Source organism: Micromonospora sp. CNZ303, assembly GCF_004345505.1.
This window is the reverse complement of sequence record NZ_SLVT01000025.1, coordinates 19,542-34,700: the sequence shown is the minus strand read 5'-3', so window position 1 is coordinate 34,700 and position 15,159 is coordinate 19,542. Positions and strand designations below refer to the sequence as shown.

General features: G+C 74.7%; 13 protein-coding genes. 7 read left to right on the top strand and 6 right to left on the bottom strand.

From position 1 onward, the window contains the following. Positions 1 to 23 precede the first annotated feature (23 nt). On the top strand, positions 24 to 1,403 hold the full coding sequence (locus EV374_RS28900) for a helix-turn-helix domain-containing protein (protein WP_132240313.1): 1,380 nt from the start codon (positions 24 to 26) through the stop codon (positions 1,401 to 1,403). Next, on the top strand, positions 1,400 to 2,731 hold the full coding sequence (locus tag EV374_RS32805) for a helix-turn-helix domain-containing protein (RefSeq protein WP_165947936.1): 1,332 nt from the start codon (positions 1,400 to 1,402) through the stop codon (positions 2,729 to 2,731). Before EV374_RS28900 ends, EV374_RS32805 begins: the two co-directional genes overlap by 4 nt. Before the next feature lie 115 nt (positions 2,732 to 2,846). On the opposite strand, the gene EV374_RS28885 is transcribed toward EV374_RS32805, so the two are convergent. Beyond that, positions 2,847 to 3,632 carry a dioxygenase family protein gene (locus EV374_RS28885; protein ID WP_421451734.1) on the bottom strand — a complete coding sequence of 262 codons (786 nt, stop codon included), beginning with the start codon at positions 3,630 to 3,632 and terminating at the stop codon, positions 2,847 to 2,849. 181 nt (positions 3,633 to 3,813) lie between these two features. Beyond that, a complete protein-coding gene (locus tag EV374_RS28880; RefSeq protein WP_207914643.1) occupies positions 3,814 to 4,785 on the bottom strand; it encodes a helix-turn-helix domain-containing protein in 972 nt (323 codons plus the stop codon). A gap of 217 nt (positions 4,786 to 5,002) precedes the next feature. Between EV374_RS28880 and EV374_RS28875 the strand changes: the two genes are divergently transcribed. Continuing rightward, positions 5,003 to 6,343, top strand: coding sequence for a carbohydrate-binding protein (locus EV374_RS28875; RefSeq protein ID WP_132240311.1), 1,341 nt, complete (start codon positions 5,003 to 5,005; stop codon positions 6,341 to 6,343). 85 nt (positions 6,344 to 6,428) lie between these two features. Here EV374_RS28875 and ypfJ read toward each other — a convergent pair whose 3' ends face one another. After that, positions 6,429 to 7,346 carry a KPN_02809 family neutral zinc metallopeptidase gene (gene ypfJ / locus EV374_RS28870; protein WP_132240375.1) on the bottom strand — a complete coding sequence of 306 codons (918 nt, stop codon included), beginning with the start codon at positions 7,344 to 7,346 and terminating at the stop codon, positions 6,429 to 6,431. A gap of 245 nt (positions 7,347 to 7,591) precedes the next feature. Between ypfJ and EV374_RS28865 the strand changes: the two genes are divergently transcribed. Then, complete coding sequence (locus EV374_RS28865; protein WP_132240310.1) at positions 7,592 to 9,196, top strand: ABC-F family ATP-binding cassette domain-containing protein; 1,605 nt, start codon at positions 7,592 to 7,594, stop codon at positions 9,194 to 9,196. A 269-nt stretch (positions 9,197 to 9,465) separates the two neighbouring features. On the opposite strand, the gene EV374_RS28860 is transcribed toward EV374_RS28865, so the two are convergent. Then, entirely contained in the window at positions 9,466 to 10,065 is a 600-nt protein-coding gene (locus tag EV374_RS28860) for a cadmium resistance transporter (RefSeq protein WP_207914641.1), read from the bottom strand. A gap of 210 nt (positions 10,066 to 10,275) precedes the next feature. On the opposite strand from EV374_RS28860, the gene EV374_RS28855 reads away from it, so the two are divergent. The 3 genes from EV374_RS28855 (at position 10,276) to EV374_RS28845 (ending at position 13,413) form a co-directional block, all read left to right on the top strand. Continuing rightward, positions 10,276 to 10,503, top strand: a complete 228-nt coding sequence (locus EV374_RS28855; RefSeq protein ID WP_007462679.1) for a helix-turn-helix domain-containing protein — start codon at positions 10,276 to 10,278, stop codon at positions 10,501 to 10,503. A gap of 46 nt (positions 10,504 to 10,549) precedes the next feature. Beyond that, positions 10,550 to 11,317, top strand: a complete 768-nt coding sequence (locus EV374_RS28850; protein ID WP_132240309.1) for an enoyl-CoA hydratase/isomerase family protein — start codon at positions 10,550 to 10,552, stop codon at positions 11,315 to 11,317. Positions 11,318 to 11,433: 116 nt separating this feature from the next. Further along, entirely contained in the window at positions 11,434 to 13,413 is a 1,980-nt protein-coding gene (locus tag EV374_RS28845; protein ID WP_132240373.1) for an ABC transporter ATP-binding protein, read from the top strand. Between the two features lie 158 nt (positions 13,414 to 13,571). Here the strand turns inward: EV374_RS28845 and mug are convergent, their stop codons facing one another. Both mug and EV374_RS28835 read right to left on the bottom strand, forming a co-directional pair. Continuing rightward, positions 13,572 to 14,306 (bottom strand): mismatch-specific DNA-glycosylase, encoded by a 735-nt coding sequence (gene mug, locus EV374_RS28840; protein ID WP_486486020.1) that lies wholly within the window; start codon positions 14,304 to 14,306, stop codon positions 13,572 to 13,574. Then, on the bottom strand, positions 14,306 to 15,073 hold the full coding sequence (locus EV374_RS28835) for an SDR family oxidoreductase (RefSeq protein ID WP_132240308.1): 768 nt from the start codon (positions 15,071 to 15,073) through the stop codon (positions 14,306 to 14,308). Before EV374_RS28835 ends, mug begins: the two co-directional genes overlap by 1 nt. Between the last annotated feature and the right edge of the window lie 86 nt (positions 15,074 to 15,159).

Sequence of the window (15,159 nt, the reverse complement as noted above, 5' to 3'; positions counted from 1 at the left end):
CGACGGTCGGGGAGGGAGCCAGGATGGCGGAGACGGCGGCGGCCGACGTCGCCGTGGTCAGGGTCGTCGATGCCCACGACGACGCGGTCGGGGTCGTCGACCCCCACGACGACGCGGTCGGGGAGAGCCTGGGTGACCGGATCCGACGGCTGCGCCTGGCCCGTGGCCTGACCCAGCAGCAGGTCGTCGGCTCCCGTTACACCCGCGCCTACCTGGGCGCCGTGGAGGCGGGTGCCCGGATGCCCGGTCCCGATGCGCTGGCCCACTTCGCCGACCGCCTCGGGCTGGCGGTGGACGACCTGCGCCACGGCCGGCCGGCGAACGCCGCCGCCCAGCTCGCCGCCGAGTTGGCGGCGGCCCGCCGGGACCTCTCCGCCGGGCGGTTGGACGCCGCCGAACGGGCGTTGACCGGGATACGTCGCCGCGCGGAGCGCTACCGGCTGCCCGAGCTGGCCGGTTGGGCCGGATACCAGCTGGCGGAGGCCCAACTGCACCGGGGGCGCACCGAGGACGCGGCTGCCCGGTACGACGAGCTGGCCGGGGACCTGCCCGACGACTGCCCGGCGCTGCGCGCGGCGGTGCTGGCCCGGCAGGCGTACTGCCTGCTCGTCGCCGGGGACGCGCCGCGGGCGGTGGCGATCCTGGAGGGCGGCCTGCGAGCCCTGCGGACGACGCCGCCGGTGGACGCCGACGCCGAGCTGCGGTTGACCAACGCGTTGATGTACACGTTCCTGGAGCTGAGCTGGCGGGAGCGGGCCCGGCGGTTGGAGCGGGAGGTGACGCCCCTGCTCACCCGGGTGACCAACCGGGAGTGGGTGGCGCAGTTCCACGCCGTCGCCGGGCAGTTGCGGCGCGACGGCGAGCTGGACGAGGCGGACCGGCACCTGCGGGAGGCCGTCCGCCGCTACACCGAGCTGGGGCTCACCCGGGAGATCGGCCTGTGTCACTGGGCCCGTGGCTACGTGCTGCTGCGGGCCGGGCGGCCGGGGGAGGCGGGTACGCAGCTGCGGCGCGCCCGGGAGACGTTGGGCGACGTCGGGGCGGTGCTCGACCACGCCGGTGCGACGCTGGAGCTGGCCGAGGCGCGCCGGCGCGAGGGCGCGCTGGCCGAGGCGGCCGAGCTGGCCGAGGAGGCGGCCGGGGCGGCGACCGCCAGCGACCACCGCGAGATCATGGCCGAGGCCGACCGGGTACGCGGGCTGGTGCGGGCCGCCCAGGGCGACGGCGAGCAGGCACGGCGGCTGCTGCTGCGGGCGGTCGACCGGTACGAGCGGGCCGGCCTGATGGGCGACGTGGTGATCACCTGCCGTCACCTGGCGGAGCTGCTGCTGGCGCGGGCGGAGCGGGACGAGGCGGCGGCGGTGCTGCGCCGCGGCCTGCGTGCGGCGGAGCGGCTGTCATGAGCCGGCCGGAGCCGGACGGGACGGGCGCGGTGGCGAGCGGGCTGGGCGCGCGGGTGCAGCGGCTGCGCGCGCAACGGGGGCTGACGCAGCGCGCCCTGGCCGAGCCCCGCTACACCGCGGCCTTCGTCTCCGCCGTGGAGAGCGGTCGCCGGGTGCCCTCGGCCGACGCCGTCGCCCACTTCGCCGAGCGGCTCGGCGTCACGCCCTCGGACCTGACCACGGGCCGCTCGCCGGCCGAGGTGGTGCGCCTGGGCCTGCGCCTGGCCGAGGCCGACCTGGCCGGCGGCGTCGACGAGACGGCCGCCGTCTGCCGCGAGGTGGCCGACGCCGCCGCCGACCTGGCGGAGCCGGTGCTGGAGGCCCGGGCCCGGCTCGGCCTGGCGGGTGTGGCGCTGCGCTGCGACGAACCCCGTACCGCCTCGGTCCAGCTCGACCGGGCGGAGGCCCTCCTGGCGGGGGCGGCGCCGCACGTGCGGGCCGAGGTGGCGGTCGGCCGCGCCGGGCTGGCGCACCACGACGGTGACCCGCGCTACGCCCGATACCTGCTGACCGAGGCCCGCGACGCGCTGGTGCGCGACGGGTACCCGGACCCGTCGGTCCTGCTGGTCCTGCACGCCGAGCTGGTGCGCTGCCACGTCGCCCTCGGCGACGAGGGGGCGGCGGCGGAGGCCGCCACCCAGGCCCTTGCCCTGGCGGTGCTTCCCGCCCCGGCCCGGGTCGCCGGCCTGCACCTGGGCGTCGCGGCCTCGCTGCTCGCGTCGGGGCGGACGGCGGAGGCCGCCGTCGCCGCCGAGCAGGCCCGCCAGGCGGCCCGGCAGGTCGCCCTGCGGTGGCTGCTGGCGTGCTGTCACCGGGCCCGGGGACAGGGTCGGCGGGGAGCCGGCGACCTGGCCGGCGCGCTGGCCGACCTGGCGGAGGCGCACGCAATGCTGACGGACGCCGGGCAGCCGGCGCTGGCCAGCGAGGTGGGGGTGGAGCTGGCGGAGGTCTACCACGCGCTGGGCCAGCCGGGGCGGGCCGGGGCGCTGTTGCGCGACGCCGACGACCTGGGCGGCGACCCGGTGGTGGCGGCACGCGCGGAGCGGGTGCGTGGTCTGCTGCGCGACGACGCCGGCGACCGGGCCGGTGCCGAGCGGCACCTGCGGGCGGCGCTCGCCGGCTACCGGGCGGCCGGGCGGCGCCGGGAGTTGGCGGCGGCGGTTCTGCTGCTGGCCGACCTGGTGCAGGGGTGGGGCCGCCCCGACGACGCGCTCGCTCTGCTCCGCGAGGGGCTGCACCAGGTGGAACAGCTCGGTGAGCGGGTCGCCGTGCCGCGCGCCACGGCCTGAGCCCCCGGCGACGGGTACGCCGCCGGGGGCCCCGGCCGGGCCGTCGGGTCGGCCCGCCCGTGCACCGGTCACCCGTCCGCCGTGCCCCGGCGGGCGACCGGTGCGTGCCCGTGCGTCAGTCCCGGGCCCAGAGCGCCGGCGCGTTCGGCGGCTCCCAGCCGGGCTGGGCGGTGTGCGCCTGCTGACAGCGGTAACCGGCACCGCCGTAGGTGACCCGGGCCCCGACCGGGTACGCCGTGCCGGCCGCCCAGGTGCCGCCGGGGGCGCTGCCGGTCGGGGTGGGGATGGGGCCCGAGGTCACGTTGAGGACGAAGTCGAAACTCGCCTCCCGGACGCCGTTGACCGTGCGTACCGTCATCAGCAGCGCGGGGTCGAAGAGCGTGTCCGTGCTGTTGCGGGGCTCGCCCGGGAAGTACAGCTGGGTGGTGAGCGCCGGCCGGTTCGGTGCCTGCGCCTTGACGTGGAGGTGCCGCGTCCGCCCGGGATAGAGGCCCGGCACGATGGTGCTGAGTCGGTACGCGCCCGACGCGTCGGTGAACTGGTGGCCGCGTAGCCGGTAGCCGACGTTGTCGTAGCCGCCGTTGGCGTCGGCCTGCCAGAAGTCCAGCAGGACGTCGGGCAGGGGCCGGCAGTCCAGCCCGAAGACGTACCCGGTGACGGTGAGTCGGGTGCCGACCGTACCGGCCTCGACGAGCGACGAGCGGCGCGGCGAGTTCGGCTTGAAGTAGGGACCCTCCATCTGCGGTGGCGTCGGGTCGTCGCCGTCGTCGCAGTACGGGGTGAGGGGCGGCGCCGACGCGGGGTCGGCGGTCCTCGCGCCCACCGCCCGCGCGGCGCCGGCGACGAGGAACGGGGCGGGCAGGGCGAGCGCCGCCGCCCGCAGCACGCTCTTGCGTGTCACGCCGCTGTGGGGATGGGCACCGGCTGGCTCCCGTGCGCCGCTGGCTGCACCGTTCATGAGCGTTCCTCCTGCTGGAAGGGCGGGTGTCGGGCCCGGCCGGCCCGGTAGGTCCCTGGCCCACCCGGGCCGGTTCGGGCCGGCGACCCGACGCTATTGACGGACGTCGGGGTGCGTCGATGTGTCAGCCGGCGGGATCGTGGTGTTTTCCGCCGTGCCGGCGGAACGCCCCGGGGGAGTCGCCGGCCTCCCGGCGGAAGAACCGGCAGAAGTAGGCGGGGTCGGCGAAGCCGAGCCGGTCGGCGATCGCGGCCACGGTGAGGTCGGTGCGGGTCAGCAGGCGCTTCGCCTCCAGGACCCGGGCCCGGCGGATCAGCCGGGCGGGGGTGGCGCCGGTGGCCAGCGGGACCGCGTCGTTGAGGTGGCGCACCGACACGCCGATGCGGCGGGCGTACGCGCGGGGAGGCTCGCCGACGAGGTCCGGTTCGCCGAGCAGCTCCTCGAAGCGGCGGGCGATCGCGGCGGCGCGCCGGTTGCGGGTGTCCGGCCCGGACGGCGGGCCGGGCGGCGGGCCCGTGGGCCGGGACCGGCGCACCTCGGTGAGCAGGAGGTGCAGGTAGGCGCGCAGGGTACTCGTCCGCCCGGGCCCACCCCGGCGGTACTCGGCCGTCGCCCACCGCATCAGGGCGGCGATCCGCCTCGCCTGCGCGTCGTCGCGCGGGCGCCAGGAGCGGTGCGCCGAGCGGCGCAGCGCGTCGCGGTCGGCCGGGAAGGTCAGCAGGAACTCGGCGGCGCAGAGCAGCACGTGCCCGCGCAGGTCGCGCTGGTCCTGCCAGTGGTGCACCTGGCCGGGCGTGACGACGAACAGGTGCGGCGGTCGGACGGGGTGGGCGTCGAGGTCGATGACGTGGGTGGCCCGCCCGTGGGTCACGTACACCAGCTCGTAGAAGGCGTGCCGGTGTGGAAAGTCGGCGCGGGAGAGCGGGCCGATCTCCTCGAAGGAGCCGACGGCGAAGGGCAGCTCGTCCGGGGCGGGCACCGCCAGGTCGTGCCGGGGCAGCGCCGGGCCGGGCGCGGCGGCCGGTGCCGGGGAGGGGGCGGCGGGTCGTGCGGGGACGGTCCGGGTCCGGCGGTCGTACGGGCGCGGCGGGGACACGGGCGGCTCCGTTCGCAGTGGAGGGACGGTCGGCGATCGATCGCCGGCTGTATTGACGGCATCGGATGTCTAACCTACGGTGAGGGCAACACAGTTAACAACATTTGTTGTTCAGTCTGTAGCGCATCGGCGTGATTCCGCCATCCGGCACTCGCGTGCCTGATCAGGCGGGCCTCGTTCGACCCTCCACATCGTTCTGACCGCGAGGAGACCCCCCATGCTCCGACGACCAGCCACCGTGGCGGCAACTACCCTGAGTGCTGCCGCTCTGGTGCTGACCATGGCCCTGGCCACCCAGGCCGGCGCCGACACCACCCCCGCCTCCGCCGCCCCGGGCGCCGGCCCCGAGGGCGTCGCGCCCGAGATGTTCGCCGCCCTGCAACGGGACCTTCGGCTGACCCCGGCCCAGGCCCGCGCCCGCCTCGAGGTGGACGAGCACGCCAGCCGGGTGCAGCAGGTGCTGGCCGCCGACCTCGGCGCGGGCTACGGCGGCACCTGGGTCGCCGACGGGGGAGCCGCCGTGGCGGTCGGCGTCACCCGCGCCGCCGATGCCGCACGGGTCCGCGCCCTCGGCGCGGTCCCCGTTCCCGTCACGTACGGCGAGGACGCCCTCGACGGCGCGGTCGACCGGCTGAACCGTCGGGCCGCCGCCGCGCCGCCCACCGTCGTCGGCTGGTACGCCGACCTACCTGGCAACTCCGTCGTGCTGCTGGCCCGCGACGGCGGCACCCCCGCGGCCCGCGCCTTCGCCGCCGCCGCGGGGGTGCCGGCCGGCGCGGTGCGGGTCCAGGCCAGCACCGAGAACCCGAGGCCGTACGCCGACGTGATCGGCGGCAACGCCTACTACACCGGCAGCAGCCGCTGCTCGGTCGGGTTCTCCGTCGACGGGGGCTTCGTCACCGCCGGGCACTGCGGCCGGACCGGCGCCCGTACCTCCCAGCCGGGCGGCACCGTACGCGGCTCCACCTTCCCCGGCCGCGACTACGCCTGGGTGCAGGTGGACGCCGGGAACACCCCGCGCGGACTGGTGAACGACTACCGGGGCGGAACGGTCCCGGTGGCGGGCAGCGTCGAGGCCGCCGTGGGGGCGGCGGTCTGCCGGTCCGGCTCCACCACCGGCTGGCGCTGCGGCACCATCCAGCAGAAGAACGCCTCGGTGACCTACCCGGAGGGCACCGTCACCGGGCTGACCCGCAGCAACGCCTGCGCCGAGCCGGGCGACTCCGGCGGCTCGTGGATCTCCGGCAACCAGGCGCAGGGAGTCACCTCGGGCGGCTCCGGCAACTGCACCAGCGGCGGGACGATGTACTTCCAGCCGGTCAACGCGATCCTGGCCGCGTACGGGCTGACCCTGGTCACCGCCGGCGGTCCCGGGCCGACCCCCACGCCCACGTCGACGGGCAACCCGCCCGGCGGCACGACCTGGCAGGTCGGCACCGGGTACGCCGCCGGCGCGACGGTGACCTACGCGGGCGTCTCCTACCGCTGCCTCCAGGGGCACACCGCCCAGCCGGGCTGGGAGCCGCCGAACGTGCCGGCGCTCTGGCAGCGGGTCTGACCACCGCCGCCCAGTACGCGTACGCCACGGGTCCGGTCACCGACCGGGCCCGTGGCGTCGTCCGTCAGGACGGTGTCCTGCGTGCTCAGAGGCTGCCGCGGAAGGTGTCGCAGGACTTCGGGTCGCCGGTGTCGTAGCCCCGGGTGAACCACTCCTTGCGCTGGGCGGAGGAGCCGTGGGTGAACTCGTCCGGGTTCACCGGCCGGTCGGCCCGCTTCGAGATGGCGTCGTCGCCGATCTTCTCGGCGGCGTCGACGGCCTGCTGGATGTCCTGCTCACTGATGCTGGTGAAGATCTTCTGGCCGCTCGCGTCGGCGGTGCCGGTGGCGTTCTTCGCCCACGCGCCGGCGTAGCAGTCGGCCTGCAACTCCAGCTTCACCGAGAGCTGGTTGGCGTTGTCCGGGTCGCGCTGCTGCTGGCGGCGCATCTCGGCCTCCGTGCCGAGCAGGTCCTGCACGTGGTGGCCGTACTCGTGGGCGAGCACGTACGGCTGGGCGAACTCGCCGGAGGCGCCGAGCTGCTGGGCGAGCACCTGGTAGAAGGTGAGGTCGATGTAGACCTGGTCGTCGGCGGGGCAGTAGAACGGGCCGACGCCGGAGTCGGCCTGCCCGCAGGCGGTGTTGACGCCCTGGCTGAAGAACACCGTCTTCGACGGGCGGTACTGCTCGCCGAACGCCTCGGGCAGGGCCTTCTGCCAGTACGCCTGGATCGAGTTGACGTAGAGCGTGTTGCGGCAGTCGAGCTGCTGGAGCGCGTCCTCGGCCGCGCACTTCTGCTCCAGTGACGAGTTGTCGCCCTGCGGCTCGTCGCCGCCGCTGGTGGCCGCGTTCAGGCCGAAGCCGCCGCCGACGAGCGCGACGAGCACGGCGATGACGATGCCGACGATGCCGCCCCGGCCGCCACCGATCGGGATGGGTATGCCGCCCAGCCCGCCGCCTCCGCCGGATCCTCGCCGGTCATCCACCTGGCTGGTGTCGACCCGCGCGTTCTCGTTCAGCTCCATGTCTACCCCGATCACCGATTTGATCCGTTTTGGTGGTTGCGGTACCGGACCGGGTCCGGACGGCGATTCGGTACCCGATGATCTTGATCGGTAATCCGGCGGGGTGGTCCGGCGGCGCCCGGTACACTTGGGCCCGTGCTGCTCTGCGAAGGCTGAACCGCCCCGCGCCGACGGGCCTCGTGCCCGCCGGCGCTTTCGCGTGCCCTGAGTCAGCCCTTCCAGACCCCGAGAGCGAGTCCTTCGACATGATCACTGCCACCGGCCTGGAGCTGCGCGCCGGCGCCCGGATCCTGCTGTCCGACACCACGCTGCGGGTGCAGCCGGGTGACCGGATCGGCCTGGTCGGCCGCAACGGCGCAGGCAAGACCACCACGCTGAAGGTGCTCGCCGGCGAGGGCCAGCCGTACGCCGGTCAGATCGATCGCCGCAGCGCCATCGGTTACCTCCCGCAGGACCCCCGCACCGGCGACCTGGAGGTCACCGGCCGCGACCGGGTGCTCTCCGCCCGGGGCCTGGACGTGCTGATGGCCCAGATGAAGGAAATCGAGGCCAAGCTCGCCGACGACGCCGACGACCGGCTGGTCCGCCGCTACGGCGCGCTGGAGGACCAGTTCGCCTCCCTCGGCGGGTACGCGGCCGAGGCCGAGGCCGCCCGGATCTGCGCCAACCTCGGCCTGCCGGACCGGGCGCTGGCCCAGACCATCGGCACGCTCTCCGGCGGTCAGCGCCGCCGCATCGAGCTGGCCCGGATCCTGTTCCGCGACGCGGGCGAGAACGGCGGCGGCATCCTGCTGCTCGACGAGCCGACCAACCACCTCGACGCCGACTCGATCACCTGGCTGCGCAGCTTCCTCGCCAACCACAAGGGCGGCCTGATCGTGATCTCCCACGACGGCTCGCTGCTGGAGTCGGTGGTCAACAAGGTGTGGTTCCTCGACGCCACCCGCTCCGTGGTCGACGTCTACAACCTGGGCTGGAAGGCGTACCTGGAGGCCCGCGAGACCGACGAGCGGCGCCGCCGCCGGGAGCGGGCCAACGCCGAGAAGAAGGCCGGCGCGCTGATGGCGCAGGCCGACAAGATGCGGGCCAAGGCCACCAAGACCGTCGCCGCACAGAACATGGCCCGCCGGGCCGAGAAGCTCATCTCCGGCCTGGAGGAGGTACGCGTCTCCGACCGGGTGGCGAAGGTGCGCTTCCCGAACCCGGCCCCCTGCGGCAAGACCCCGCTCACCGCGACGGGCCTGTCGAAGTCGTACGGCTCGCTGGAGATCTTCACCGACGTGAACGTGGCGGTCGACCGGGGCTCCCGGGTGGCCATCCTGGGGCTCAACGGCGCCGGCAAGACCACCCTGCTGCGGATGCTCGGTGGCCTGCTGGAGCCGGACACCGGCGAGGTGCACGCTGGTCACGGCCTGCGGCTCGGCTACTACGCGCAGGAGCACGAGACGCTCGACGTGGACCGTACCGTGCTGGAGCACATGCGCAGCGCCGCCATCGAGCAGACCGACACCGACCTGCGCAAGATCCTCGGCGCGTTCCTGTTCTCCGGCGACGACGTGGACAAGCCGGCCGGGGTGCTCTCCGGCGGCGAGAAGACCCGGCTCGCGCTGGCCACCCTGGTCTGCTCCGGGGCGAACGTGCTGCTGCTCGACGAGCCGACGAACAACCTCGACCCGGTCAGCCGGGAGCAGGTGCTCGACGCCATCGCCCGCTACCCGGGGGCGATCGTGCTGGTCACCCACGACCCCGGCGCGGTGATGGCGCTGAAGCCCGACCGCGCCATCCTGCTTCCCGACGGCGACGAGGACGCCTGGAGCGACGACCTCCTCGAACTCGTCGAACTGGCCTGACCGCCCCACCCCACCCGGCCCTGGCCCCACCCCGCCCGGCCCCGGCCCACCCGGCCCCGGCCTGGCCCTGGCCCGTTGATCATGAAGTTGTTGCCCTCCGCCCCGGCGTGTCGCGACAACAACTTCATGATCGACCAGGAGGGAGCCAGGCGGGGCGACCAGGAGGGAGTCCGGGCGGGGCGACCAGGCGGGGAAATTAGCTGGGGTGCCCTGGGTGGGGCGGCCCCGGTGGGGTGGGTGGGTTGCGGTGGGTGTGGGTGGGCGTGCAGTCAGCGCAGGAGGCCGAGCAGGTGGGGCAGGACGCCCGAGGTGGCCAGGATGACCACGCCGATGGCGATGAAGACCGCCGGGACGAGCCAGTGGCCCGCGCGTCCGACGAGCCGCGTCACCCGGGGGTGCCCGCCCAGCCACGCCCCGGCGGCGCACCACAGCGCGACGAGCACCACGAAGACCAGCAGGAAGACCGCGCCGTCGGCCGGGCCGAGTGCCCGGAACACCGGTACGTAGACGGCGATGTTGTCGGCGCCGTTGGCGATCGTCACCCCGGCCACGCCGAGCGTCGAGCCGACCACGGCCGGGGCGTCGTCGGCGTCGTCACGCAGCAGCGCGCGGACGCCGAGGGCGACCGGCAGCAGGCCGAGCAGCCCGGTCCACGGCTCGGGCACCACCAGCAGCCCGGCCGCGACCACCGTGCTGGCCAGCGCGAGCGCGCCGATGCCCAGGTACTGCCCGGCGACGATCTGCCAGGTGCGAGGCCGGCCGGTGGTGCGGGCGGCGACGAAGAACAGGGTCAGGACGACGATGTCGTCGACGTTGGTGGCGGCGAACACCACGGCGGCGCCAGCCGCGGTGCCCCACAGGTCGATCACGACAGCAGGGTACGGCGCGGTCACCCGTCACGCCCCGCGCGGAGGGGCGGGCGGGCCCCGGGTGGCGTCGGGAGCATCACGCTATCGGGAAGCTGACATTGCATAGCGTGTCGGTTGGCGAAGAGTTGATATCTGGCGCATGATCGTTCGAGGCGGTCTAATAGGTGGGACCGTATCCGAACCGCACAGTCTGGGACGTGAGGACACAGCATGGCAGCCACTGGCACAGCCACCAGCACTGAGAAGGGTCGCCGGATCGTCGGAGCCGAGCGTCAGACGCTCGCCAAGGACCTGGTAAAGCGGTACACCTCGGGTGAGAGCATCCGCGCGCTCGCGGCCTCGACCGGCCGTTCCTACGGGTTCATCCACCGGGTGCTCACCGAGTCCGGGGTTCAGCTGCGGCAGCGTGGCGGCGCCCGACGCCGCAAGAAGGCGTGACCCGCCCACCAGCGTCGTCCATCAGCGCCGCTCCCCGGATCGCTCGGTGACCGCCGAGACGACCGGGGTCCGGCTGGAATGCGACGGGCCGGTCGCGACGGTCACGTTGTGCCGGCCCGACGTGCTCAACGCGCAGACCCCGGCGATGTGGCGCGCGATGAGCGACTTCTCGCGGGACCTCCCCGGCGACGTCCGGGTCGTGGTCGTACGCGGCGAGGGGCGGGCGTTCTCCGCCGGCCTCGACCTGTCGGTCGCCGGTGCCTCCGGTCCCGGGTCGTTCGCCGAGCTGGCCACCCTGCCCGAGCAGGAGTGTGCCGACCGGATCGCGGAATACCAGGGCGGCTTCACCTGGCTGCACCGCCCCGACGTCGTCTCCGTCGCCGCCGTGCAGGGGCACGCGATCGGCGCCGGCTTCCAGCTGGCGCTCGCCTGCGACCTGCGCGTGCTCGCCGAGGACGCGAAGCTCTCCATGGCCGAGGTGACACTCGGTCTGGTCCCGGACCTCGCCGGCACCGGCCGCCTGGTCGACCTGGTCGGCTACAGCCGTGCCCTGGAGATCTGCGCGACCGGCCGGCGGATGGACGCCGCCGAGGCGGACCGGATCGGCCTGGCCACCCTGGTGGTGCCCAACGCCGAGCTGGACGCCGCGGTGCGTGACCTGACCGCCGGGCTGCTGGCCAACGACCGCAACGCGGTGGTGGAGATCAAGGCCCTGCTGGCCGGCGCGACCGCTCGGTCCGCCGTCGACCAGCAGCGGGCCGAGCGGGAGGCGCAGACCCGCCGGCTGCGTGACCTCGCCGGGCGGGGAGAGTAAGCCGTAAGGACCGTTCGGGAAGATCAGGGTTACGGCCGAGGTTGTCAGAGTCGTCGGGAGAATTGACCTGACGGTGCGGTCAGCCCGACGACCCGGAGGTGAACGTGTCCCACTCGATGTCGGGCGGCGGCATGACCGGTTGGAGCATGCTCCGGTCGATGCGCAACCGCGACGAGATCTCCACCCACCGACTCAAGCGCGGGGTGGCCCGCAGGATCGTGGCCTTCGCCGGGCCCTACCGCCGCGACATCGTCGTCTTCCTGGTCACGGTGGTGCTGGCCGCCGTCATCGGCGTCGCCACCCCGGTGCTCGCCGGCGACGTCATCGACACGATCACCCGGGGCGGCGCCGACGCCGGCAGCGCGGTGGTCCGGCTGGCCCTCGTCATCGCCGGGCTCGCGGTGTTCGACGCGCTGCTCTCCCTCGCCCAGCGGTGGTACTCGGCCCGCATCGGCGAGGGCATCATCCTCGACCTGCGCACCCGGGTCTACGACCACGTCCAGCGGATGCCGCTGCAGTTCTTCACCCGCACCCAGACCGGTGCGCTGGTCAGCCGGCTCAACAACGACGTGCTCGGCGCGCAGCGGGCGTTCACCTCGACGCTGTCCGGGGTGGTCAGCAACGTCATCCAGCTCGTGCTCACCGCCGCGGTGATGTTCACCCTCTCCTGGCAGATCACCGCGCTCTCCCTGGTGCTGCTGCCGGTCTTCATCATCCCGGCCCGCCGGGTCGGCAAGCGGCTCGCCGAGATCACCCGCGAGTCCTACAACCTCGACGCGAAGATGAACGCGACGATGACCGAGCGGTTCGGCGTCTCGGGCGCGTTGCTGGTCAAGCTCTTCGGCCAGCCCGAGGTGGAGGCGCGCCGGTTCGCCGGGCGGGCCGAGCGGGTCCGCGACATCGGCATCCAGTCCGCGATGTACTCGCGGACCTTCTTCGTGGCGATGCTGCTGGTCGCCTCGCTGGCCCAGGCGCTCACCTACGGGCTCGGCGGCTGGCTGGCGGTCACCGGCAACGTCAGCGCCGGCACCGTGGTGACCCTCGCCCTGCTGCTCACCCGCCTCTACGGCCCGCTGACCGCGCTGTCCAACGTCCGGGTCGACGTGATGAGCGCGCTGGTCTCCTTCGACCGGGTCTTCGAGGTGCTCGACCTGAAGCCGACGATCGAGGAGCGGCCCGACGCGGTGGCGGTGCCCTGGGCCAGCGGCCGGGTCGAGTTCCGCGACGTCCGGTTCCGCTACCCCAGCGCCGCCGAGATCTCGCTCGCCAGCCTGGAGGAGGTCGCCGCCCTCGACCGTACGATCAACGAGCCCGTGCTCAAGGGCGTCTCGTTCGCGGTCGAGCCGGGGCAGATGGTGGCGCTGGTCGGCCCCTCCGGCGCCGGCAAGTCGACGCTGTCCATGCTGATCTCCCGCATCTACGACGTCACCGACGGGCAGGTGCTGGTCGGCGGGGTCGACGTCCGCGACGCCACCCTCGCCTCGCTGCGCGACGAGATCGGCGTGGTCACCCAGGATTCGCACCTGTTCCACGAGACCATCGCCGAGAACCTGCGCTACGCCAAGCCGGACGCCACCGACGACGAGATCTGGGCGGCCCTGGCCGGGGCGCAGGTCGCCGACCTGGTCCGGTCGCTGCCGGAAGGGCTGGAGACCCTCGTCGGCGAGCGCGGCTACCGCTTCTCCGGCGGGGAGAAGCAGCGCATCGCCATCGCCCGGCTGCTGCTCAAGGCCCCGTCGATCGTGATCCTCGACGAGGCCACGGCGCACCTCGACTCGGAGAGCGAGGCTGCCGTGCAGCGGGCGCTGTCGGTGGCGCTGACCGGGCGTACCGCGCTGGTGATCGCGCACCGGCTCTCGACCGTCCGCGACGCCGACCAGATCCTGGTGCTCGACGACGGGCGGATCGTCGAGCGGGGGCGGCACGAGGAACTGGTCGCCGTGGGCGGGCTCTACGCCGAGCTCTACCGCACCCAGTTCGCGGTCGCCGACTCGCCCACCCCGTACGCCGACGCGACCGGGCCCGAGCCGGTGGCCGTGCCGCCGCTGCGGCCCTACCTCGCCGACGAGGCGCTGCCGCCAGCGGCGGCCAACTGACGCTGCCGCCGCCGCGGCAAACTGGCGCTGCCGCCAGCGGCGGCCAACTGGCGCTGCCGCCAGCTGCGCCAACTTGCCGGCTGCGGTAACCCGCCGGCTGCGGCCAACCGACGTTGCCGCCGACGCCGCAGCCACCTGACGCGCGGCCGATCGACGTCTCAGCCGGTCGCGACCGCCGTCCGCAACTCCCCGAACGCGGCGCCGAGCGTTTCGGGGGTGAAGTGCGCGTTCAGGCCGCTGGGGTTGGGCAGCACCCAGAGCCGGGCGCCGGCCAGCCGCTGCGGCTGCGGCCCGAAGGCGGCCTTCGGCCGGGCGAACCCGATCCGGTACGCGGTCACCCCGACCACGGCCACCCACCGGGGGCGGTACCGCTCCACCTTGCCGGTGAGGATCTCCGCGCCCTCGATCAGCTCGGCCGGGGTCAGCTCGTCGGCCCGGGCGCTGGCCCGCGGGACCATGTTGCTGATGCCCAGCCCGTACCCCGGCAGCTCGTCCTGCTCGCTGGGATGCAGCAGCCGGGGCGTGAACCCGCCCCGGTGCAGCGCGGGCCAGAACCGGTTGCCCGGCCGGGCGAAGTGCCACCCGGTCGCGGCCGACCACAGGCCCGGATTGATGCCCACGAAGAGCACGTCCAAGCCGGGGGCGATGACGTCGGGGATGGTGCGCTCCGCCGCCGCGGCGAGTTCCTCCCGCGTCGGCCGCGGATACCGCTCGGCCGCCCGCGCCACCCGCGTCCCTCGCCGGAGCGGCGATCCGGCGGACGATCCATCGGCGGAGGGACCGGCGGACGAGCCGTCGGCGGGCGGACCGGCGGACGAGTCGTCGGCGGGCGGACCGGCGGACGAGTCGTCGGCGGGGGGACCGGCGGACGAGCCGTCGGTGGGTGGGGCCATCACAGGCTCCGCAGCACGCCGCCGTCGACCGGCACGGTTACCCCCGTGAGGTAGCTCGCCGCGGGGGAGAGCACGAACGCGGCCACCCGGCCGAACTCGTCCGGCGCGCCGATGCGGCGCAGCGGGATGGCAGCCTCGGCCTCCGCGCGGGCCCGATCGGGGTCGCCGGTGGCGGCGAAGAGCTCCACGTTGCGGTCGGTCATGATCCGCCCGGGCAGCAGGCCGACCACCCGCACGCCCCGGGGCCCGTACTCGTCGGCGACGTCCTTGGCCATGCCCACCAGGCCGGGCCGCAGGCCGTTGGAGATGCCCAGGCCGGGTACCGGCCCGCGCGCCGAGGTCGACAGGACCAGCCCGACCGCCCCGCCCCCGCCTGCGGCCAGGTTCTCGGCGACGGTACGGACCATCCGGACGGTGCCGAGGAAGACCGTCTCGAAGGAGCGGCGCCACTGCTCGTCGGTGACCGAGGCGGCGCTGCCCGGCGGCGGCCCGCCGACCGAGACCAGCGCCCCGTCGAGCCGTCCGAAGTGCTCCCGGGCCGCCGCCACCAGGCGCTCCGGCGTCTGCGCGTCGGCCAGGTCGGCGGTCAGCCCGACCGCATGCTCCGGCCCGCCGAGGCGGTGCGCGGCGGCGGCCACCGCGTCGGCGTCGCGGGCGGAGAGCACCACCCGGGCACCGTCGGCGACGAGACACTGCGCGGTGGCGAAGCCCAGCCCTCGGGAGGCGCCGGTGAGTACGTACACCCGATCGGTCAGTCCGAGATCCATACCGTCGATCCTGCCGCACCCGGCCGGATCCGCCAGCGGGGCCCTCGGGCCGGCGGGCGCCCAGCGGCGGGCGGTCCGGCGGCGGG

Bases quoted from the DNA above. Each gene is read 5' to 3' on its own strand.
- EV374_RS28900 (WP_132240313.1), top strand. From the start codon at position 24: ATGGCGGAGACGGCGGCGGCCGACGTCGCCGTGGTCAGGGTCGTCGAT.
- EV374_RS32805 (WP_165947936.1), top strand. From the start codon at position 1,400: ATGAGCCGGCCGGAGCCGGACGGGACGGGCGCGGTGGCGAGCGGGCTG.
- EV374_RS28875 (WP_132240311.1), top strand. From the start codon at position 5,003: ATGCTCCGACGACCAGCCACCGTGGCGGCAACTACCCTGAGTGCTGCC.
- ypfJ (WP_132240375.1), bottom strand. From the start codon at position 7,346: ATGGAGCTGAACGAGAACGCGCGGGTCGACACCAGCCAGGTGGATGAC.
- EV374_RS28865 (WP_132240310.1), top strand. From the start codon at position 7,592: ATGATCACTGCCACCGGCCTGGAGCTGCGCGCCGGCGCCCGGATCCTG.
- EV374_RS28855 (WP_007462679.1), top strand. From the start codon at position 10,276: ATGGCAGCCACTGGCACAGCCACCAGCACTGAGAAGGGTCGCCGGATC.
- EV374_RS28845 (WP_132240373.1), top strand. From the start codon at position 11,434: ATGTCGGGCGGCGGCATGACCGGTTGGAGCATGCTCCGGTCGATGCGC.
- mug (WP_486486020.1), bottom strand. From the start codon at position 14,306: ATGGCCCCACCCACCGACGGCTCGTCCGCCGGTCCCCCCGCCGACGAC.
- EV374_RS28835 (WP_132240308.1), bottom strand. From the start codon at position 15,073: ATGGATCTCGGACTGACCGATCGGGTGTACGTACTCACCGGCGCCTCC.